This window comes from Kitasatospora sp. NPDC001309, assembly GCF_042896295.1.
Lineage (GTDB): Bacteria > Actinomycetota > Actinomycetes > Streptomycetales > Streptomycetaceae > Kitasatospora.
In genome coordinates, this window is record NZ_JBIAXC010000037.1 from 71,100 (window position 1) to 89,565 (window position 18,466).

Annotated in this window: 19 protein-coding genes and 1 pseudogene; 12 read left to right on the forward strand and 8 right to left on the reverse strand. The window is 75.3% G+C overall.

The window, feature by feature from the left end; all coding sequences use genetic code 11:
* Positions 1 to 81: 81 nt before the first annotated feature.
* From ACFY2K_RS30940 to ACFY2K_RS30955, 4 genes are all read left to right on the forward strand, one after another.
* A complete protein-coding gene (locus ACFY2K_RS30940; RefSeq protein WP_387715940.1) occupies positions 82 to 852 on the forward strand; it encodes a transglycosylase family protein in 771 nt (256 codons plus the stop codon).
* 117 nt (positions 853 to 969) lie between these two features.
* Entirely contained in the window at positions 970 to 1,686 is a 717-nt protein-coding gene (locus tag ACFY2K_RS30945) for a class I SAM-dependent methyltransferase (RefSeq protein WP_387715943.1), read from the forward strand.
* A gap of 143 nt (positions 1,687 to 1,829) precedes the next feature.
* Positions 1,830 to 2,585, forward strand: coding sequence for an SDR family oxidoreductase (locus tag ACFY2K_RS30950; protein ID WP_375884357.1), 756 nt, complete (start codon positions 1,830 to 1,832; stop codon positions 2,583 to 2,585).
* A 104-nt stretch (positions 2,586 to 2,689) separates the two neighbouring features.
* Positions 2,690 to 3,331, forward strand: a complete 642-nt coding sequence (locus ACFY2K_RS30955; protein WP_380588394.1) for a TIGR03086 family metal-binding protein — start codon at positions 2,690 to 2,692, stop codon at positions 3,329 to 3,331.
* Positions 3,332 to 3,365: 34 nt separating this feature from the next.
* On the opposite strand, the gene ACFY2K_RS30960 is transcribed toward ACFY2K_RS30955, so the two are convergent.
* Together ACFY2K_RS30960 and ACFY2K_RS30965 are read right to left on the reverse strand one after the other, a co-directional pair.
* Entirely contained in the window at positions 3,366 to 3,830 is a 465-nt protein-coding gene (locus ACFY2K_RS30960) for a (2Fe-2S)-binding protein (RefSeq protein ID WP_380526707.1), read from the reverse strand.
* A 14-nt stretch (positions 3,831 to 3,844) separates the two neighbouring features.
* Positions 3,845 to 5,854, reverse strand: a complete 2,010-nt coding sequence (locus ACFY2K_RS30965; RefSeq protein WP_387715947.1) for a molybdopterin cofactor-binding domain-containing protein — start codon at positions 5,852 to 5,854, stop codon at positions 3,845 to 3,847.
* Positions 5,855 to 6,560: 706 nt separating this feature from the next.
* Between ACFY2K_RS30965 and ACFY2K_RS30970 the strand changes: the two genes are divergently transcribed.
* Entirely contained in the window at positions 6,561 to 7,847 is a 1,287-nt protein-coding gene (locus ACFY2K_RS30970) for an MFS transporter (protein WP_387715950.1), read from the forward strand.
* On the opposite strand, the gene ACFY2K_RS30975 is transcribed toward ACFY2K_RS30970, so the two are convergent.
* Positions 7,781 to 8,017 (reverse strand): hypothetical protein, encoded by a 237-nt coding sequence (locus tag ACFY2K_RS30975; protein ID WP_387715952.1) that lies wholly within the window; start codon positions 8,015 to 8,017, stop codon positions 7,781 to 7,783. The two genes, ACFY2K_RS30970 and ACFY2K_RS30975, sit on opposite strands and share 67 nt — an antisense overlap.
* Before the next feature lie 145 nt (positions 8,018 to 8,162).
* Here ACFY2K_RS30975 and ACFY2K_RS30980 point away from each other — a divergent pair, with 145 nt between their 5' ends.
* The 3 genes from ACFY2K_RS30980 to ACFY2K_RS30990 all read left to right on the forward strand — a co-directional run bounded on the left by ACFY2K_RS30980 (position 8,163) and on the right by ACFY2K_RS30990 (position 11,380).
* Positions 8,163 to 8,894, forward strand: coding sequence for a Mut7-C RNAse domain-containing protein (locus ACFY2K_RS30980; RefSeq protein ID WP_375884371.1), 732 nt, complete (start codon positions 8,163 to 8,165; stop codon positions 8,892 to 8,894).
* 138 nt (positions 8,895 to 9,032) lie between these two features.
* The gene (locus ACFY2K_RS30985; protein WP_380397118.1) at positions 9,033 to 9,494 is read left to right on the forward strand and encodes a cupin domain-containing protein; all 462 of its coding nucleotides are present in this window, start codon (positions 9,033 to 9,035) and stop codon (positions 9,492 to 9,494) included.
* Entirely contained in the window at positions 9,491 to 11,380 is a 1,890-nt protein-coding gene (locus ACFY2K_RS30990; RefSeq protein ID WP_387715956.1) for a CocE/NonD family hydrolase, read from the forward strand. Before ACFY2K_RS30985 ends, ACFY2K_RS30990 begins: the two co-directional genes overlap by 4 nt.
* Here ACFY2K_RS30990 and ACFY2K_RS30995 read toward each other — a convergent pair whose 3' ends face one another.
* Positions 11,381 to 12,217 carry a hypothetical protein gene (locus tag ACFY2K_RS30995; protein ID WP_387715958.1) on the reverse strand — a complete coding sequence of 279 codons (837 nt, stop codon included), beginning with the start codon at positions 12,215 to 12,217 and terminating at the stop codon, positions 11,381 to 11,383.
* 148 nt (positions 12,218 to 12,365) lie between these two features.
* On the opposite strand from ACFY2K_RS30995, the gene ACFY2K_RS31000 reads away from it, so the two are divergent.
* Positions 12,366 to 12,851 carry an inorganic diphosphatase gene (locus tag ACFY2K_RS31000; protein ID WP_380526760.1) on the forward strand — a complete coding sequence of 162 codons (486 nt, stop codon included), beginning with the start codon at positions 12,366 to 12,368 and terminating at the stop codon, positions 12,849 to 12,851.
* Between the two features lie 69 nt (positions 12,852 to 12,920).
* Here the strand turns inward: ACFY2K_RS31000 and ACFY2K_RS31005 are convergent, their stop codons facing one another.
* A complete protein-coding gene (locus ACFY2K_RS31005; protein ID WP_387715961.1) occupies positions 12,921 to 14,213 on the reverse strand; it encodes a pyroglutamyl peptidase in 1,293 nt (430 codons plus the stop codon).
* A 69-nt stretch (positions 14,214 to 14,282) separates the two neighbouring features.
* On the opposite strand from ACFY2K_RS31005, the gene ACFY2K_RS31010 reads away from it, so the two are divergent.
* The 3 genes and pseudogenes from ACFY2K_RS31010 to ACFY2K_RS31020 all read left to right on the forward strand — a co-directional run.
* Positions 14,283 to 14,537 (forward strand): hypothetical protein, encoded by a 255-nt coding sequence (locus ACFY2K_RS31010; RefSeq protein ID WP_380526721.1) that lies wholly within the window; start codon positions 14,283 to 14,285, stop codon positions 14,535 to 14,537.
* 58 nt (positions 14,538 to 14,595) lie between these two features.
* Positions 14,596 to 15,642: a TerD family protein gene (locus tag ACFY2K_RS31015; RefSeq protein ID WP_387715964.1), complete on the forward strand. Its 1,047-nt coding sequence runs from the start codon at positions 14,596 to 14,598 to the stop codon at positions 15,640 to 15,642.
* Positions 15,643 to 15,676: 34 nt separating this feature from the next.
* Positions 15,677 to 15,790, forward strand: a pseudogene (locus tag ACFY2K_RS31020) (IS5/IS1182 family transposase); the annotation flags it as partial.
* A gap of 63 nt (positions 15,791 to 15,853) precedes the next feature.
* Here ACFY2K_RS31020 and ACFY2K_RS31025 read toward each other — a convergent pair.
* The 3 genes from ACFY2K_RS31025 to ACFY2K_RS31035 are packed head-to-tail and all read right to left on the reverse strand — an operon-like array spanning position 15,854 to position 18,450.
* Positions 15,854 to 16,894 carry an SDR family oxidoreductase gene (locus ACFY2K_RS31025; RefSeq protein WP_380526725.1) on the reverse strand — a complete coding sequence of 347 codons (1,041 nt, stop codon included), beginning with the start codon at positions 16,892 to 16,894 and terminating at the stop codon, positions 15,854 to 15,856.
* 48 nt (positions 16,895 to 16,942) lie between these two features.
* Positions 16,943 to 18,202, reverse strand: coding sequence for a beta-ketoacyl-[acyl-carrier-protein] synthase family protein (locus ACFY2K_RS31030; protein ID WP_380526727.1), 1,260 nt, complete (start codon positions 18,200 to 18,202; stop codon positions 16,943 to 16,945).
* Complete coding sequence (locus ACFY2K_RS31035) at positions 18,199 to 18,450, reverse strand: acyl carrier protein (protein ID WP_380526729.1); 252 nt, start codon at positions 18,448 to 18,450, stop codon at positions 18,199 to 18,201. The genes ACFY2K_RS31030 and ACFY2K_RS31035 overlap by 4 nt, the downstream gene beginning before the upstream one ends.
* Positions 18,451 to 18,466: the final 16 nt, after the last annotated feature.

Genomic DNA, 18,466 nt, shown 5'->3' on the forward strand with positions numbered 1-18,466 from the left:
GAGCGAGGTGAGCGCAACCGACCGGCCCGTGTCCCGGGCCTGGTTCCGCCTGCCCGCCCGGGGCTTGCCGAGAGGACATTCATGACTTCCCGTCACGAGACCGCCGCTGCCACCGAGACCACCACCAGCAAGCGCAACCGCCTGCGGATGGCGGTCGTCGCGGGCGCCGCCGTCGCGGCCCTGCCGGTGGCCGGCCTCGTCACGGCCACCTCGGCCTCCGCCGCACCCTCCTCCACCTGGGACGCCGTCGCCCAGTGCGAGAGCGGCGGGAACTGGAGCATCAGCACCGGCAACGGCTTCAACGGCGGACTGCAGTTCACCCCCTCCACCTGGGCCGCGTACGGCGGAACCGCGTACGCCCCCCGGGCCGACCAGGCGACCAGGGCGCAGCAGATCGCCGTCGCCGAGAAGGTGCTCGCCTCGCAGGGGCCGGGGGCCTGGCCCGTGTGCTCCCAGAAGGCGGGCCTGAGCAAGGGCGGCGCCCCGGCCGCCGTCGACACCTCGGCGGGCTCGGGTGTCGCGGATCGGGCGACCCCCGCCAAGCCGGCCAAGCGGTCCGCGAAGGCGGCCCCCAAGGCCGCCCCGCAGGCGGCTCCGAAGGCGGCCGCCCCGAAGGCGCAGCCGCACGCCGCGCAGGCCCCGCAGGGCCGCCCGTCGGCCAAGCCGGCGCAGTCCGCTCCGGAAGCGGCGAAGAACACCACCGGTGGCGAGTACACCGTCCGCAGCGGTGACACGCTGAGCGACATCGCCGCCAAGTTCGGCGTCGACACCGACGGCCTGTACGGCAGGAACGCCCGCACCATCGGCGCCGACCCGGACCTGATCTTCCCGGGGCAGACGCTGACCGTCTGACGCCCTACCACGCTGCGACGCGATCCGGCGGCCACCCCTGCGCGGGGTGGCCGCCCGGCGCGTTCAGGGTCCTGGCGCATCGGGTTCGCTGGAGCCCTGCACCAGTAAGGTCGTCTGATGGTCCGACTGATCAGTGACAGCGAGCTCAGCGCCTCCTCCGTGGTGGCCAACAGCACCATGAACCGCGGGCGCGGGCTGCGCGGCGTCAACAGCTACACCCGCGAGCTGGGCTTCGACCCCGTGGCCTGGCTCCGGGAGCACGGCGGCGCCGCGCCTGGCTGGCTGGACCTGTGCAGCGGGGAGGGGCGGGCGCTGGTCGAGGCGGCCCGGGTGCTGCCCGCCGGCGCCGAGCTGACGGGGGTGGACCTGGTCGGGCCGCTGGTCCCGCCGCCCGTCCCGCCGCCCGCCCCGGCGGCCGGGGCACGGCTGCGCCTGGTGACGGCGGCGCTCGCGGACTGGGTGCCCGAGCGGTCGTACCAGCTGATCACCTGTGTGCACGGCTTGCACTACCTCGGCGACCAGCTCGGCGCGATCGCCCGCGCCGCCTCCTGGCTGGCCCCGGAGGGCCGCTTCGCCGCCCACTTCGACCCGGAGTCGGTGCGCCGCCCCGACGGCTCCGGCGCGGGCCGGGCGGTGCTCGCCGCGCTGCGGGCGGCCGGGTTCGAGTACCGCGCGCGCCGCCACCTGCTGCTCCTGGACGGCGGACGGCCGGTCGCGCTGCCCTTCGGTTACGCGGGCGCCGACCCGGCGGCCGGGCCGAACTGGACCGGGCAGCCGGCGGTCGGGTCGTACTACCACTCGCTGGTCGCGCCCCGGGGGCGCGTGGAGTTGTAGTTGAAGATTGGACGCAACGTCCGAATACCGCCGGAGACGTCAAGGGATCCGGATCAGGATCGACTCACACACCGAGAGCGGAACGCCGGCCGGCGGACGGCCGGGACGCGATCGGACCACGGTGCACGAGGAGACCCGAAGACATGACGATGAACGGTGCTGCGGCGCTCGACGGCAAGGTGGCCCTGGTGACCGGCGGCAGCCGGGGGATCGGGGCCGCGGTCGCGCTGCGGCTGGCCGAGGACGGCGCCCACGTGGCGCTGACCTACCAGGGCTCGGCCGAGCGGGCCGAGGAGGTGGTCGCCAAGATCACCGCGATGGGGCGGACCGGCTGGGCCGTGCGCGCCGACAGCGCCGACCCGGCGGCGGTGCGCGCTGCGGTGGCCTCGGTCGCCGAGCGGTTCGGACGGTTGGACATCCTGGTGAACAACGCCGGCGTGGGCGCCGGCGGGCCGATCGAGGAGGTCGGGCTGGAGGAGCTCGACCGGGTGCTGGAGGTGAACGTCCGGGCGCCGTACCTGTACGCCCAGGCGGCCGTCGAGCACCTGGCCGAGGGCGGGCGGATCGTCGCCATCGGCAGCTGCGTCGCCCAGCGCGTCGTCTTCCCCGGCGCCGCGCTCTACGCGACCAGCAAGGCCGCGCTGATCGGCCTGACCAAGGCGCTGGCCAGGGAGCTCGGCCCGCGCGGGATCACCGCCAACCTGGTCCACCCGGGCCCGATCGACACCGACATGAACCCGGCCGACGGCGACTCCGCCGACTTCCAGCGCGGCTTCGTCGCCCTCGGCCGCTACGGCACGGTGGCCGAGGTCGCGGGCGCCGTCTCCTACCTGGTGGGTGAGGACGGCCGCTACGTCACCGGTGCGGAACTGTCGGTGGACGGCGGCTTCGCCGCCTGACCTCCCGTTCGGCGGGGCGGCGGTGTCGTGCCGGGCGGTCGTCGGCGACCGCGCTTACGATCGCCCGGCACGACCCGTGCGCCCCCCCGACCGAGAGGTGTGCCATGACCGCGGCGGACGATCCGGCCGATCCGGTGGACCCGGCCGACCCGGTGGACCCGATCGGGCTGCTCGCCCGGGCCCTGGCCCAGACCGCCGGGCTGATCGACGGCACCGGCGTCGAACTGGCCGGCCACCCGACCCCCTGCCGCTCCTGGGACGTCGGCGACCTGATCAGCCATCTCCTGCACGACCTGGCGCAGTTCACCCTCCGGGCCGAGGGCGGGCAGCCGGACTGGAGCCGGCCCTTCGACCGGGTCGAGGAGGACTGGCTGCACGCCTTCGAGGCCGGGGCCGAGCGGCTGGTCGAGGCCTGGCGCGCCGCCGGGGACCTCACCGGCACGGTCGAGCTCCCCGGCGGCGCCACCCTGCCGGCCCGCTTCCCGGTCGATCAGCAGACCACCGAATTCGCCGTCCACGCCTGGGACCTGGCCCACGCCACCGGCCAGTCCACCGAGGGCCTGGACCACGAGGTGGCCCGGGCGGCACTCGACTGGGCGCACGGCGCCCTCAAACCCGAGTACCGCGGCGACGAGGCCGACCACCACGCCTTCGCCCCCGAAGTCCCCGCCCCGCCGGACGCCCCGGCGTACGACCGGCTCGCCGCCTTCTTCGGCCGTGACCCCGCGGCGGGCGCCGGCGCATAGGGCACACCGCGGCGATCCGCAGACGGCCGGTGGGTCAGTGCACCCGGCCGGTGGCCGCAGCGCGTTTGATGGCCTCGCGGATGCGGGGGTAGCTGCCGCAGCGGCAGATGTTCTGGATCTGGTCGATGTCGGCGTCCGTCGGGTCGGGGGTGCGGCGCAGCAGGGCGACGGCGGTCATGATCTGGCCGGGCTGGCAGAAGCCGCACTGGGCGACGTCGCAGTCGATCCAGGCCTCCTGGACGGGGTGGAGGGTGTCGCCGTCGGCGAGGCCCTCGATGGTGGTGACGGTGCGGCCGTCGCACTCCTTGACCGGGCGGGTGCAGGGCTGGAACTCCTGGCCGTCCAGGTGGCTGGTGCAGGCGCGGCAGACGCCCACGCCGCAGCCGTACTTGGGGCCGGTGACGCCGAGCTTGTCGCGCAGGACCCAGAGCAGCGGCATGTCGTCCGGGGCGTCGACGCTGACGGGCCGCCCGTTGAGGACGAAGGTGTGGGTGGGCATGGGGGGCGACGTCCTCAGAAGTTGATCGGGAAGGAGCGCGGGCTGGTGCCGGTGGCGCGGGCGTAGGCGTTGGCGACGGCGGCGGAGGCGGCGGGGACGCCCAACTCGCCTGCCCCGCCCGGGGATCCGCTGGGCGGCATCAGGTGGATCTCGACGATCGGCGGGGTGTTGCGCTGCCGGGCGTAGTGGAAGTCGGCGTAACTCCCCTCCCGGAAGGCGCCGTTGTCGAGGTGGTTGCCGGCCTGCAGGACGACCGAGATGCCGTCGATCAGTGCGCCGGTCAACTGGGCCTCCAGGCCTCGGGGGTTGATGACCTGGCCGACGTCGGCGGCGATGACGGCCTTGGTGACCCGGGGGTTGGCGCGGTCGGTGGCGTCGAGTTCGACCAGGTAGGCGGCCCGGCCGCCGTTCTCGTCGTGGTAGCCGACGCCCTGGGCCTGGCCCTCGGGCATCGGGCGGCCCCAGTCGCCGGCCTTGGCGAGGGTGTCCAGGAGGGCCCGGCCGGCGGCGTCGCGCACCCGGGCGCGGCGGAAGGCGACCTCGTCCTGGCCCATCCGGCGGGCGAGTTCGTCCATCATGATCTCGTCGGCGACCCGGACCATGCCGGAGTAGACGGAGCGCCAGCTGCCGGTGTGCACCGGGAGCGGGAGTTCGGCGAGCAGCTGGGTGGGGATGCCGACGTTGTACGGGTTCTTCTCGGTGAGCAGGAAGAAGGCCTGGGCGAGGCTGATCCCGGCGACGGAGAGGTTGAACCCGGCGCCGGTGAGGGCCTCGCCGAGGCCGTGCGAGAGGTCGGTGCGCACGGTGGCGGCGCGGTGCTCCCAGCTGAGCACCTGGCCGAGGCCGTAGGTGGCGCGGATGCGGTGGTGGCTGGCGGGGCGCATCCGGCCGTGCCGCATGTCGTCGTTGCGGGTCCACATCAGTTTGACCGGTCGGCCGGCGGCCTTGGAGATCTGGGCGGCCTCCAGGGCGGCGTCGAAGAACAGCCGGCGTCCGAAGGAGCCGCCGCCGCGGACGACGTGGACGGTGACGGCGTTCTGCGGCAGGCCGAGTTCGGCGGCGATGGTCTGCTGGGCGATGATCGGGCTCTGGGCGGCGAACCAGAGTTCGGCGCGGCCGGGCCGGACGTCGGCGACGGCGGTGAGTACCTCCATCGGCGCGTGGTTGACGAAGGCGAAGTCGAACTCGCCGTCCAGGTACGGGGTGAGCAGCGGCGGCAGCAGGAACGGCGCGTGCGCGGCGCGCAGTCCGGCCCGGACGTCCTCGGTGGAGAGGCCGGCGGCCGGGCCGGGGTTCCAGGTGGTGCGCAGTGCGTCGCGGGCCTTGAGGGCCTGGTCGAAGGTCTCGGCGAGGACGGCGACGCCGGTGGGGATCGGCACCACGGCGAGGACCCCGGGCATGGCGCGGGCGACCGAGGCGTCCAGGGACTTGAGGGTGCCGTTGACGGTGGTCGGGCGGGCGACCACGGTGGGTGCGGCGCCCGGGATCCGGAGGTCCCCGGCGTACTGGACGCGGCCGGTGACGATGTCGCGGGCGTCGATGCGGCCGGTGGGCCGGCCGACCAGGCGGCGCTGGTCGGCCGGCTTGGGGGTGGCGGGGACGGCGGGGACGACCACGGTGGCGGCGTCGGCGGCGAGTTCCCCGAAGCGCAGGCGTCGGCCGTCGGGGGCGAGGACGGCGGAGCCGGCGGTGCGCAGGGCGGTCGCGGGAACCTTCCAGCGGTTCGCGGCGGCGGTGACCAGCCGGGCGCGGGCGGCGGCGGCCGCGGCGCGCACCGGCTCGTACAGCGAGCGCACCGAGTTGGAGCCGCCGGTGAGCTGGTAGAAGAGCAGTTCGGGGCGGCCGTCGGAGAGCGGTACGTCCACGTCGGTGAGTTCGGCGTCGAGTTCCTCGGCGACGAGCATGGCGATCGCGGTGGTGAGGCCCTGGCCGACCTCCAGTCGGGGCAGGTGCAGCGCGGCACGCCCGGCGGGGGTGATTTCGAGCACCAGCAGGTGGGAGGTGGGCAGGCCGGCGAGGATCATCGCGTCGCCGAGGTCGAGGACGTCGGGGATGCCGGGCAGGCCGAGCAGTTGCGGGGGCGCGGAGGCGTCGCGGGTGGCCGCGGCGGCGCGTTCGGCGGCCCGGGCGGTGGCGGGCGCGGCGGCGTCGAGGCCGAGCCGGGCGGCGACGGTGAGGGTGGGGGCGGCCAGCAGGTAGGTGAGGAAGCGGCGGCGGCCGGCGGGCTCGGCGCGGTCCGCGGGACCGGTGGGAGCGGCGGGGTCCTCGTCCGGGCCCTCGCGGCCGGCGAAGCCCGAGCGGGCGGTGGAGGTGCTGATGGGAGGGGCCCTTCGAGCCGGAGCGGGCGCCGGATCGGGCGGGCACGGACGGCCCCGGCCCCGGTGCCGGATCGCGGACGCCGTTGAGCATAGGAGGGCGTTACTGACGGGTCAACACGGCCAATCTTGGCCCTCCGGCCGGGTGGTGGAGGTGTCCGGTCCGCTTCGGCCGGCGGAGTCGGAGCGGGTACGGAGGGGGCTTCGCCCGGGCGGGCGGGGCCTCGGAGCGGCCGCGCGGAGTGCTGCCGGACGATCAACAGGGCGCTGTCGTACGGGAGTTCACGGCTCGTCCGACGGTGCGGCGGGGCCCCGGAAGTGGACCGGGAAAATTCAAGATCAATGGACCTGTCGGCCGGTCCACTTCTTCCCTAGGCTGGGCCTCGCCCGACCGCCTGGATCCGACAGGAGAGAAGTGCCGAACCAGAGCGCCGCCCGGCTCGCCCTGCTGCCCCCCGCCGGCCCCCAACGCACGCTCGCCGCAGCCCAGTTGGCGAGCGCGGTGGGCGACGGCGCCTACTACACCTGCTCCGCGCTCTACTTCACCCGCGTCATCGGGATGTCGCCGACCGCCCTCGGCTTCGGACTCGCCGTCGCCTGGGCGCTCGGCTCGCTGGCGGGCGTCCCGCTCGGCGCCCTCGCCGACCGTCGCGGCCCGCGCCGCACCGCCGTGGCCCTCGCGCTCGCCACGGCCGGCGTGGTCGCCGTCCTCCTGGTCGTCCGCTCCTACCCGCTGTTCCTGCTCGCCGTCTGCCTCTACGCCACCGCGCAGTCCGGCCTCACCGCGGCCCGGCAGGCCCTGGTCGCCGGCCTGGTGCCGACCGCCGAGCGCACCGGACTGCTCGCCCACCTCCAGTCAACCCTCAACGGAGGACTGGCCGTTGGCGCCGCCATCGGCGGCATCGCGCTCACCGTCGGCACCCGGGAGGCCTACTTCGGCGCCTTCACCGTCACCGCCCTCGGCTTCCTGGCCGGTGCGCTGGTCCTGCGCCGGCTGCCCGAGGCCCCGCCCGCACCGGCCGACCCGGCCGCCGGACCACGACTGGCCGTGCTGCGGGACCGCCGCTACGCCGCCGTCACCCTGGTCAACACCGTGCTGCTGCTGCGGATGCCGATGCTCAGCCTGATCCTGCCGCTGTGGATCGCCCAGCGCGCCCCCGGCCTCGGCTGGCTCGGCTCGGCGCTGTTCGTGCTCAACACCCTGGCCGTGCTGGCCTTCCAGGTCCGGGCGGCCCGCGACGTCAGCGGACTGGACTCGGCCGTCCGGGCCGTGCGGTCGTCCGGGGTGCTGCTGCTCGCCTCCTGCGCGGTCTGCGGACTGTCCGTGCTGTCCGTCCCGGCGTGGGGGTTCGCCGCCCTGCTGGTGGTCGCGGCCGTGCTGCAGGTGGTGGGCGAGATGCGGCAGTCGGCCGGTTCCTGGCAGCTCGGCTTCGACCTCGCGCCGCCGGAGCGGATCGGCCAGTACCAGGGCTTCTTCGGCACCGGCGTCGCCGTCGCCCGCACCCTGGGGCCGCTGCTGCTCACCACGCTGCTGCTGGACGGCGGGCTCACGGGCTGGCTGGTACTGGGCGGGGTGTTCCTCGCCGCCGGGTACGCGATGGGCCCGGTGGCCCGCTGGGCGGCGCGCGACCGCGACTACCTGCCCCCGGCCCCCGCGCCGTCCTCCTCGGCCGTCGGGGCCACCGCCGCCGAGGCGCCGTAGAGATCGTCGTCGCCGCCGTACGGCGCCGCGCGCCCGGCCCCGGAGGCCGGCCGCTCGGAGCGGTCGGCGAACAGGTCGTCCGACGCGTCCTCCAGCAGGTCGTCCGGCGTCTCCTCCACCAGGCCGTCCGACCGGACCGGCCGGCCGTCCCGCCGCTCGTTCCCGGTCATCGCACGCTCCAACCGCCGCTGCTGCTGTTCCGGATACGGCCGATGCTACTCCGCGGGCCCGCCGCGCAGCGCCCCGCGCGGGCCCCGCGCAGCGGGCCCCGGAAACCGCTGGCCCCCGCCCGCTGCCCGCTGGCATGCTGGCCGCGTGGACAGACCCCAGATCTGGCTCGACCTCGCCCCTGAGCTGCACCTCTTCGTCTCCGCGCCCCGGCGGGCCGGCCGCACCGCGCTGCGCACCGACGGCACCTCCAGCCTCGGCCACCTGGTCGAGTCGCTGGGCGTGCCGCTCACCGAGGTCGGCGCCCTGCTGGTGGACGGCCGCCCGGTGCCCGGCTCGTACGTCCCGGCCGACGCCGAGCAGGTCAGCGTCGCCGCCGTCGCCCGGCCGCAGCCCTCGCCCGCCCCGCCGCGCTTCCTGCTGGACGTCCACCTCGGCACCCTCACCCGCCGGCTGCGCCTGCTCGGCATCGACGCCGCCTACGAGAACCCCGACATCGGCGACGCCGCGCTGGCCGCCCGCTCCGCCGCCGAACAGCGCGTCATGCTCTCGCGCGACCGCGGCCTGCTGCGCCGCCGCGAACTGTGGGCTGGCGCGTACGTCTACAGCCACCGCCCCGCCGAGCAGCTGCGCGACGTGCTCTCCCGCTTCGCCCCGCCGCTCGCCCCCTGGAGCCGGTGCACCACCTGCAACGGCACGCTGCGCACGGTGAGCAAGACGACGGTGCGCGAACAGCTGCACGACGGCACCGAGCGCTCGTACGACGCCTTCGCCCAGTGCGCGGACTGCGGCCAGGCCTACTGGCGCGGGGCCCACCACGCCCGGCTGGAGGCCATCGTCACCGATGCGGTGCGCGAGTTCGGGGGAGTCTCGGGGTAGCGGAGCCGGGCTCCTCGGGGTTCTCTCGGGGTCGGATACGGACCGCTGCGGATGGTGGGCCGTCCGGCGGGCATGGTCTGATCGGCGACGGGGGACGAGCCCAGGAACTCCTTCGTACGAGAGAGGCCGGGTCGTCGGATGAACGATCAGCCAGTGCACCAGCCCGCACCGCACCACTCCTCCTCACCCGAGCACCAACCCTTCGAGAGCGCCGAGCCCGCCACCGCCCCGGTGGTGACCGCGCCCGACGGCGCCGTGGTCCGCCCGCTGCTGGTCCTGGACGGGCTCGGCAGCCTCGCGGTCTTCGAACTCGCCCCCGGGCAGGTCACCCACGCCGTGTCGCACGCCACCGTGCAGGAGCTGTGGCAGGTCACCGCCGGCCGCGGCGAGCTGTGGCGGCGCCAGGACGGCCGGGAGGAGGTCCACCGGCTCGCCCCGGGGGCGGCCGTCTCGATCCCGCTGGGCACCGCCTTCCAGTTCCGGGCCGACCAGGACGCCGACGGGCCGCTGCGCATCACGGCCGTCACCATGCCGCCCTGGCCGGACACGGACTCCGAGGCGCGCCCGGAGGAAGGCCCCTGGAAGGCGACCGTCCGATGAGCCGGGGCAGGACGGCCCACCGGCGGTTACGCCGTACCGCCGCGGCCGCCGTCGCCGCGCTCACCCTGTTCGGCCTGGGCGCGGCCCCGGCCGTCGCGGACACCGGCACCGCCGCACCCCACCTCCAGTCACGCTACGTGGCCATGCCCGACGGCGTCCGCCTCGCCGTCGACGTCTACCTGCCGAACGGCACCGAAGCCGGGGCCGAGCTGCCCACCGTCCTGGTCACCCAGCGCTACTGGCGCGCCCGTGTCCTGGCCGGACAGTCGGGCGGCACCAGCGGCGAGGCCGAGGCCTGGAACGCCAAGGGCTACGCCTACGTCGTCGCCGACCTGCGCGGCACCGGCGCCTCCTTCGGCACCCTGACCTCCGAACTGGGCGCGGACCTGGTCGCCGACAGCGGCCCGCTCAGCGACTGGATCGCCGCCCAGCCCTGGTCCAACGGCCGGGTCGGCACCACCGGCGTCTCCTACGGCGGCGACACCGCGATGCTCGCCACCGCCCTCGGCAACCACCACATCACCGCCGCCGCACCGATCTCCTACGACTTCGACCCGTACGAGGACCTGGTCCGCCCCGGCGGGCTGCTGATCGAGCCCCGGCTCGCCCCGTACGCGCTGCTGCTGCGCATCCTGGACCAGGCCGGCGGCACCACCTGCGAGACCAGTGCGCAGACCCGGCAGCTCTGCGCCCAGGTCGGCCTCACCGGCCTGACCCCCCGTCCGGTCGACGGCCCGGACGGACCCGCCCTGATGGCCGCCGCGCGCGCCGAGCACGCGAACAACGCCAACCTGGTCGACATGGCGCAGCAGGGCGTCCACCGCGACTACCGCAACGGCCCGCAGAGCTGGACGGTCGGCAGCGTCGGCGAGCAGACCGACGCCGTCGAGGACGGCGGCGTCCCGGTGCTGACCCGGGCCGGCTGGCTGGACGCGGGGACGGCCAACGGCGTGCTGTCCCAGTTCAGCGGCCTGTCCAACACCCAGGACGACTGGATCGGCCCCTGGAACCACGGCGCCGGCTGGCTCGCCGACCCGTTCCGGCCCGCCCGGCCGCTCACCCCGGCCGAGCACGAGCAGAACGACCAGCGGGTGGTCGACTTCTTCGACCGCTACGTGCGCGACGGCGCCCGCCCCGACGGCAGGCGGCAGGTGCACTACTACACCTTCAACGAGGACGTCTGGCGCACCACCAGCCGCTGGCCGGTGCCCGGGACCCGCACCCGGCCCTTCCGGCTCGGCGCGGGCAACACCCTCACCGAGGGGCGGACCGGGAGCGGCCCGGCCGGCTCCGACCTGCTGAGCCTGGACCCGACCGCCGGCACCGGCCCGCTCGACCGCTGGAACACCAACCTCAGCGGCAGCAAGGTGAGTTACCCCGACCGGGCGGCCGTGGACGGCAAGCTGCTCAGCTACACCACCGCGCCGCTGACCGAGCCCGCCCGGGTCACCGGCAACGGCAGGGTCGCCCTCGACGTCACCGGCCTGGCCGGCTCGGCGGACGGCGCCCTGCACGTCTACCTGGAGGACGTCACCCCGGACGGCCGGGCCACCTATCTGACGGAGGGCCAACTCGCCCTCGCCGACCGGGCGGTGGCCGACTCCGACGACAACCCCGACTGGCGCCGGCTGCGCACGCCCCGCAGCTACGCGGCCACCGACGCCACGCCCTTCCCGCAGGGGCGGGCGCAGCGGGTGGTGATCGACCTCCAGCCGGTCTCGGTGCTCTTCCGGGCCGGCGACCGGATCCGGCTCACCGTGGCCGCCGCCAATCCCGACTCCTTCCAGCTGCTCCCGGCCGACGGCCGCGCGCAGTACCGGATCGGCTACGGCGGGCACGGCGGCGAGTCCGGTTCGGTGCTAGAACTCCCGCTGGTGCAGCGGTAGTTACCTGCCCGCCAGGCCGAGGGTCCAGATGTGGGAGCTGTAGCTGCCCATCCGGGTCGGGTGGCGCTCGACCAGGGTCGCGGTCAGGCCCTCGGGGCCGCCGTGCAGTGAACCGGTGAAGCGGTGCCGGTCGGCGGGGTCGAGCGGGAGCAGTTCGGCGAGCACCGCGTCGTCCAGCTCCCGCCCGACGGCACGCAGCACTCCCGCGTCCAGCACCAGCAGGGTGCCGTCGGGCAGCACCAGCGGCTCGGGGGCCAGGGCGTCGCTCAGCAGCGGGCCGGGCTCGACCACCCCGCCGGGCAGCAGCCGCACGACCCGGCTGCCGGTGGGGTGGCGGCGGTCGGTCTCCACCACCCGCAGGCCGCCGGTGCCGGCCGGTCCGGCCGTGCCGACCACGTAGTGGCCGAAGCTGCGCCAGGAGTCGACCACGGCGCCGTCCCGGTCGTGGGCCCTGGTGTCGAAGTGGCCGTAGCCCTCCAGCCCCAGGACGAAGCGCCCGTCGCCGAGCGCCGCACCGCGTTCCCCGCGCAGCTCGGCGACCGGCGTGCCGTCGGCGAGGTCCAGCAGCAGGGCCGGGCCGAGGTGGCCCCAGGCGGTGTAGTCGAAGGAGGTGGTGGTGACCAGCACCCGGTCGGCGGACAGGTGCGCCGCGTTCGGCCGGCCCGGGCAGGGGCGGCGCCAGCGGACCTCGCCGGCGGCGTCGACCCAGCTGAGCTCGCCGTCCCCGCCGTGCAGCGTCCACCCCTCGCGCCGCGCCAGCGGCCCCGCCGGGCGCCCCTGCGGACGGCCGCCGGGCTCGCGGCGGTGGTTCATGACCGTGACCTGCCAGCTCCCCATGGTGCGGATGCTATCGGCCGGGCCCGAACGACGGGTGTCGTTTCGGTGGCCGCTCACGGCGCCCTGACGGCGGACAATCTCCCCAGGACCAGTGGAGGAGGCGAGAGTGGAGCCCGTGGAGCCCGTGGAGCCGGCGGAGTTCGAGGTGATGGTCGAGATCCCGCAGGGATCGCGCAACAAGTACGTGATGGACTTCGACGCGGGCCGGATCAGGCTGGACCGCACCCTCTTCACCGCCACCCGCTACCCCGCCGACTACGGGTACGTCGAACGCACCCTCGGCGGCGACGGGGAGCCGCTGGACGCGCTCGTCCTCGGCGGCGAACCCGCCGTCCCCGGCTGCGTGCTCACCTGCCGGGCGGTCGGGATGTGGGTGATGCGCGACGAGCGCGGACCCGACCAGAAGGTCCTCTGCGTCCCGGCCCGCGACCCCCGCTACGCCGACCTGCGGGACATCGGCGACCTGCGCGAGTTCGACCGGCTGGAGATCACCCACTTCTTCCAGGTCTACAAGGACCTGGAGCGCGGCACGTCGGTCGAGGGCTCGCACTGGGCGGGCCGGGACGCCGCCTACGCCGAGATCGCCGAATCGCGCGCCCGGGCGGCGGGCACCCGCTTCGCCCGCCCGGCCTGAGCCCGCTCGGCCTGAACCCGGGCCCACGGCCGGGCCCAGGCCCGGGCCCGGGCCCAGCGGTTCGTCGGCTCAGAGCCGCGCGCTGCTCAGGATCGCGCGCACCTGGGCGGCGATGGCGGCCTCGTTGTGCTCGAACTCCGGTGAGGTGACGCGGTCCTGCCGGTCCGGGAGGCCGGTGAGGACCGGGGTGTGGAGGTGGCCGCCGGGCAGCGCGGGGTCGAGGTCGAGGCGCAGGCGGTTGGAGCGGTAGGCGACCTCGTTGGAGAGGTAGCCCCCGCCGCCCCCGGCGACGGCGCGGGAGCCTGGGGTCGGGCCGTCGGGGCGGTCGACCGGGGCGGTGGCGCCCGCGGGGATCTCGGTGACGGGGGTGTTGAGCAGCACGGGGTAGGGCTGCTGGACGGCCGTCATGGCGTCGGTGGGCAGGGTGGTGCGGATGAACTCCGGGCCGTCGGCGAGGCCCGGGGCGTCCACCGGGTGCTGCCGGGTGCCGCCGGAGAGCGCGGCGGCGTTGTCGGTGTACGGGTCGGCGGAGCGGGCGCGGCCGGCCCAGGCCTCCAGGGTGAACTTGCCCGGGTAGCCCTGGCTGATGCTGGTGATCAGGTCGGCGGACTGCGGGCCGCCGGGCTCCAGGTGGGGGCCGAAGGCGCGTTCCACGATGCCCTGGTCGAAGTCGCGGTAGCGCACCGGCAGGACGACGGCCCGCACCTCGGCGGTGCTGCCGTCGGCGAGGGTGATCCGCTGCCCGTGCAGTTGCAGCACGGCCGCGCCGGAGGGGTTGGCGCGGCGCGCTTCGGTGTCCAGGCCGTACGGGTCGAAGCCGCTGACGAAGATCCGTCGGACGCCGGGGTCGGGTTCGTCGGCGAAGCCGTCGTCGAGGCCGCGCGAGGCGTCCTCGAAGCGGGCCCGCAGTCCGGCGTGGTCGACGTCGAACCGGGGCTGCCACTGGGCGAGTTGCACGGTCATGGCGAGTCGCGCCCAGTACAGCGGGCGGTCGTCGAGGGCGGGCAGTTCGCCGCCGGGCCGGCGCCCCTGGGCGCGGTCGAGGCCGGCCTGCCAGAGCTTGCGGCCCCAGCTGTCGACCACCCGCTGGGCGCGGTGGGCGGTGCGGGCGGCGCAGAGGGCGGCGGGGAAGCCGTGGAGCAGGTCGGCGAGGCCGGAGCGCTCGGTGAAGACGGCGGTCCGGGCGTCCTGCAGCCGGGCCTGTTCGGCGTCCGGCGGGGCGGTGGTGACGGTCCGGCAGCCGGCCGGTGCGGCCTGGGCCCCGGCGGCGGGGGCGAGCAGCGCGGCGAGGGTGCCGACGAGCGCGGTCGCCAGGGCGGCGCGGCGGGTGGCGGAGCTCGCGGCGCGGCGGGTCATTGTCATGGCCACTGACATTAGGCGGCGGGCTGACACCCCGCCAGGGTGCCTGCGCCGTACCCGTAGGCTGAGCGGGTGACACCCCTCGATCCGACCGTGAAGTCCCTGATCAGCGACCCCTACGGCGCCTACGCCGCGCTGCGCGCCGAGGCGCCCGTGCACCGGGTCACCGGCCCGGACGGACTGCCCGTCCGGCACCTGCTGCGCCGCTTCCCCGACCTGGCCCTGGACACCGCGGCCGAGGAGCTGCGCCACCGCCCCGCGCTGCGCGCCCGCGGCCTGCTGGAACTCCCCGTCCGCATCGGGTCGCAGGGGCGGGAACCGGCGTGAGCTCTACAGCGTTGTCGTGGTCGAACAGCGTGATTCGGACGGTGGTGGAGGAAACCCCATGAGTGTGGCCCTGACGAAGGGTGGCAACGTCTCCCTGGCCCGGCAGGCGCCCGGCGTGCGGTCCGTCCGGGTGTGCCTCGGGTGGACGGCCGGAGCCGGGTACGACCTGGACGCCAGCGCGCTGCTGTGCGGCCCGTCCGGGAAGGTCCTCACGGACCAGCACTTCGTCTTCTTCAACAACCTGCAGAGCCCGGACGGTGCGGTCCGCCACCTGGGCTCCGGCGGGGGCGGCGAGGACGCGGAGCGGATCGAGGTCCGGCTCGGGGACGTCTCGGCGCAGGTGGAGAAGGTCGCCTTCGCGGTGGCGATCTACGACGCGGCGCAGCGGCGGCAGAGCTTCGGCCAGGTGCGCCGTGCGTACGTGCGGGTCGTCGACGCGGACAGCGGCACCGAGGTGGCGCGCTACGACGTGACGCCCGAGACGGGCAGCGAGGCGGCCATGGTGTTCGGCGAGCTCTACCGCAACGGCGCGGACTGGAAGTTCCGCGCGGTCGGGCAGGGCTACGCCTCCGGGCTCGCGGGCATCGCCACCGACTTCGGGGTCGACGTCCTGCAGCCCGCGCCGGCGGCTCCGGCCCCTGCCCCTGCCCCCGTCTCCGCGCCCGTACCGGTCGCGCCCGCGGCGCCGCCGGTCGTCCCCGCCGTTCCGAAGACCCAGCCAGCTACAGGGAGTTCACCCGTGACGTGCTTCTTCGACCCCACCCACGGCGCCGGTTCGGCCGTGGTGCTGTGGCAGCCGCAGTGGGGCGTGCCGCGCCAGGTCGAGACCTGCGCCGCCTGCGCCCAGCGGGTGCAGACCACCGTCCCGCCGTTCTACACCCCGCCGCAGGCCGGTTACCCCCAGCAGGGCTACCCGCAGCAGGCGCAGCCGCAGGTGCCCGCCCAGCAGCAGGAGCAGGGCGGCCGCCGCTTCGGCACCGGCGCGATGATCGGCGCGGGTGCGGCCGGCCTGGTCGGCGGCATGCTGCTGAACGAGGCGCTGAGCGACGACGAGCCGCAGGTGGTCGTCAACAACTACTACGAGGACGACGACTCCTTCTTCTAAGAGGAGCTAACAGAACGGCGAGGTGGCCATGGTCGACCGTGCCCGACCGGGCTCGAAGCACCACGTGATCACGGACGGCCACGGCACACCGCCGGCCATCACCCTGACCGGCGGCAACCGCCACGACGTCACCCAGCTGCTGCCACTCTGAAGCCGAGTCGACCCTCGGCCGGAGCGCAGCTCTGCCGCCCGGTCCGGCCGTGACGTCGGGTCAGGAGGCCGTGGTGAGGGCCGTCCACGGCTGCGGGCGGGCCAGGGCGAGACGGGGTTTGGCGTCGGCCCAGTGGCGCACGGCGGTGGCCATCACGGTGGCGGGGTCGGTGACCGGATGGGTGGGGGTGAAGGGCTCCGTCATCGAGGTGTAGCTCTGGAACATCGCGAGCAGCTTGACGGCCTGGGCCTGGAACGGCGAGAGGTGACGGTCCGCCAGGGGCAGGAAGAAGCGGTTCCAGCGTTCCGTCGGGACGAGCGGCGGGCGCTCCACCGGGGCGATCCCGTGGGCGGCGCGGCAGGAGTTGAGGGTGTCGCAGATGACGTCGAGCAGGGTGGAGAGCGTCAGACAGGCCGGCCCTGCCGCGATCACCTCGGTGCGTGGGGTCGGCGGGGGCTCGGCGAGGCCGGCGGCTGCGATCACCCGGGCGACCTGGTCGACGGGGCTGATCTCGGCGTAGCCGTCCGGGTCACCGACCACGACGGCGGCCAGGCCGGACACCAGGGCCTGGAGGATCGTGTACGGCCCCGAGAAGCGGGCGATCCGCCCGTCCCGGCTGCGGCCGACGACCAGCGGCGGGCGGACCACGGTGAGCGGTCCGGGGTGCTCGGCCCGGGCCAGGTCCTCGCAGCGGGCCTTGGACCACTCGTAGCCGTTGCGATAGCCCTCGAACTGCGCGCTGCGAAGGTCGCCGGGGTTGCGGGTGCCGCCGACGTAGGCGGTCGAGACGTGCACCAGGTGGGTGTCCCGGTCGGCCAGGGCGAGCACTGCCCGCAGCGGCTCCACGTTGGCGGCGACGGCCTCCGGACGGGTGAGGGTCCAGCGGGTGGTGGCCGCCGCGTGGACGATCACGTCCCAGTGGCCGGCCAGTTCGGCCGGCGGGGGTTCGGCCCCCATCCGCCAGCGGACCGAGGCCTCGGCGACCGAGGCGTCGGCGGTGGCTCGGCGGGCCACCGGCACGGGCGTGTGGCCCGCCGCCCGCAGCAGGCCGGTGACCTCGGTGCCGACCACACCGGTCGCGCCGGTCAGGAGGATTCGCATGGGACGTCCCGGAACGAGGAGGGGATACGAGGGGGGAATCGGGGAAGGTCAGGCGGGGACGAGCACCAGGCAGGCGTTCTGGCCGCCGAAGCCGAAGGAGTTGGAGAGGACCGGCGCCGGTGCGATGCCGCGCGGCACGGAGCGGACCAGGTCCACCAGGTCGGCCTCCGGGCTGGTGCCGAGGTTCGCGATCGGGGGCACCTCGCCCCGGGTCGCGCAGAGCAGGCCGAGCGCTGCCTCCAACGCTCCGGAGCCGCCGATCAGATGGCCCGTCACGCCCTTCATCGCCGTCACGGGCAGGGCCCCGGCGCCGAAGCAGCGCTCGATCGCCCGGGCCTCCGCCCGGTCGTTGAGCACCGTCGAGGTGCCGTGCGCGTTGACGTGGCCGATGTCCGCCGGTGCCAGCCCCGCGTCCGCGATCGCGCGTCGCATGCAGCGGGCCGCCACCTCGCCGTCCTCGATCGGGGCCACGATGTGGAAGGCGTCGCAGTTGTCCGCGTACCCCGCCACCTCGCCCAGGATCGCCGCGCCCCGCGCCAGGGCCGCGTCCCAGCGTTCCAGCACCAGGACGGCGGCCCCCTCGGCCATCACGAAGCCGTCCCGGTCCGCGTCGAACGGGCGGCTGGCCAGGGCCGGTTCGCCGTTGCGCGCCGACATGGCGCGCATCTTCGCGAACGCGCCGACGATCACCGTGGTCACCGGCGCGTCCACGCCCCCCGCCACCGCCGCGTCCAGTTCGCCGTAGCGGATCCGCCGGGCCGCCTCGCCGATCGCGGTGGTGCCGCTGGCGCACGCCGAGGAGTACGTGGTGCAGGCACCCCGGAGGCCGTAGCGCAGGGCCAGGCGGGAGGCCGCGGAGTTCGCCATGGTGCGCGGCACGGTGTGCACCGGCAGGCCGCCGGGGCTGTCCCAGTGGTCCGTGGTCACCTGCTCCATGCTGGCCAGACCGCCCATGCCGGTGCCGATCTGCACGCCCACCCGGTCCGGCGGCGGACCGCCGTCGGTGAGGCCCGCCGCGGCGACGGCGTCGGAGGCCGCGCAGAGCAGCAGGGTCGCGGCCCGGTCGATCTGCCGGGCCTCACGGCGGGTCAGGTACGCCTCGACGTCGAACGGAGGCACCAGCGAGGCGATGGTCACCGAGACGCCCCGCTGCACCAGGAGGTCGACCACCCCGGCGGTGGGCCGGGCCTTGAGCACCGACTCGTAGGCCTCCTGCACGCCGGTGCCCGCCGGAGACTTGACCCCGATCCCGGTGACCGCCACCCGGTGGCCGCCGTCCGGACGCCTGGAATCCCGGTTCGCCGTCACCGGTCCCCCGTCCGGAGCGTGAGGAGGTCGATCGCCTGGCCGACGTCCTCGGCCCGGGTCAGGTCCTCGACCTCGATCCGCAGGGCCAGCGCGCGTTCGAGGCGGGAGCCGATCTCCATCAGCTCCAGGCTGTCGATGCCGTAGTCGGCCGACAGGCTGGTGCGCTCGTGCACCTCCTCCACCTCCGTGCCGAGCACGTCCGAGATCGTCGTCCGGACCATCAGGGCCAGTTCCTCACGCGTGGGCATGTCACTCCTTCCTGAG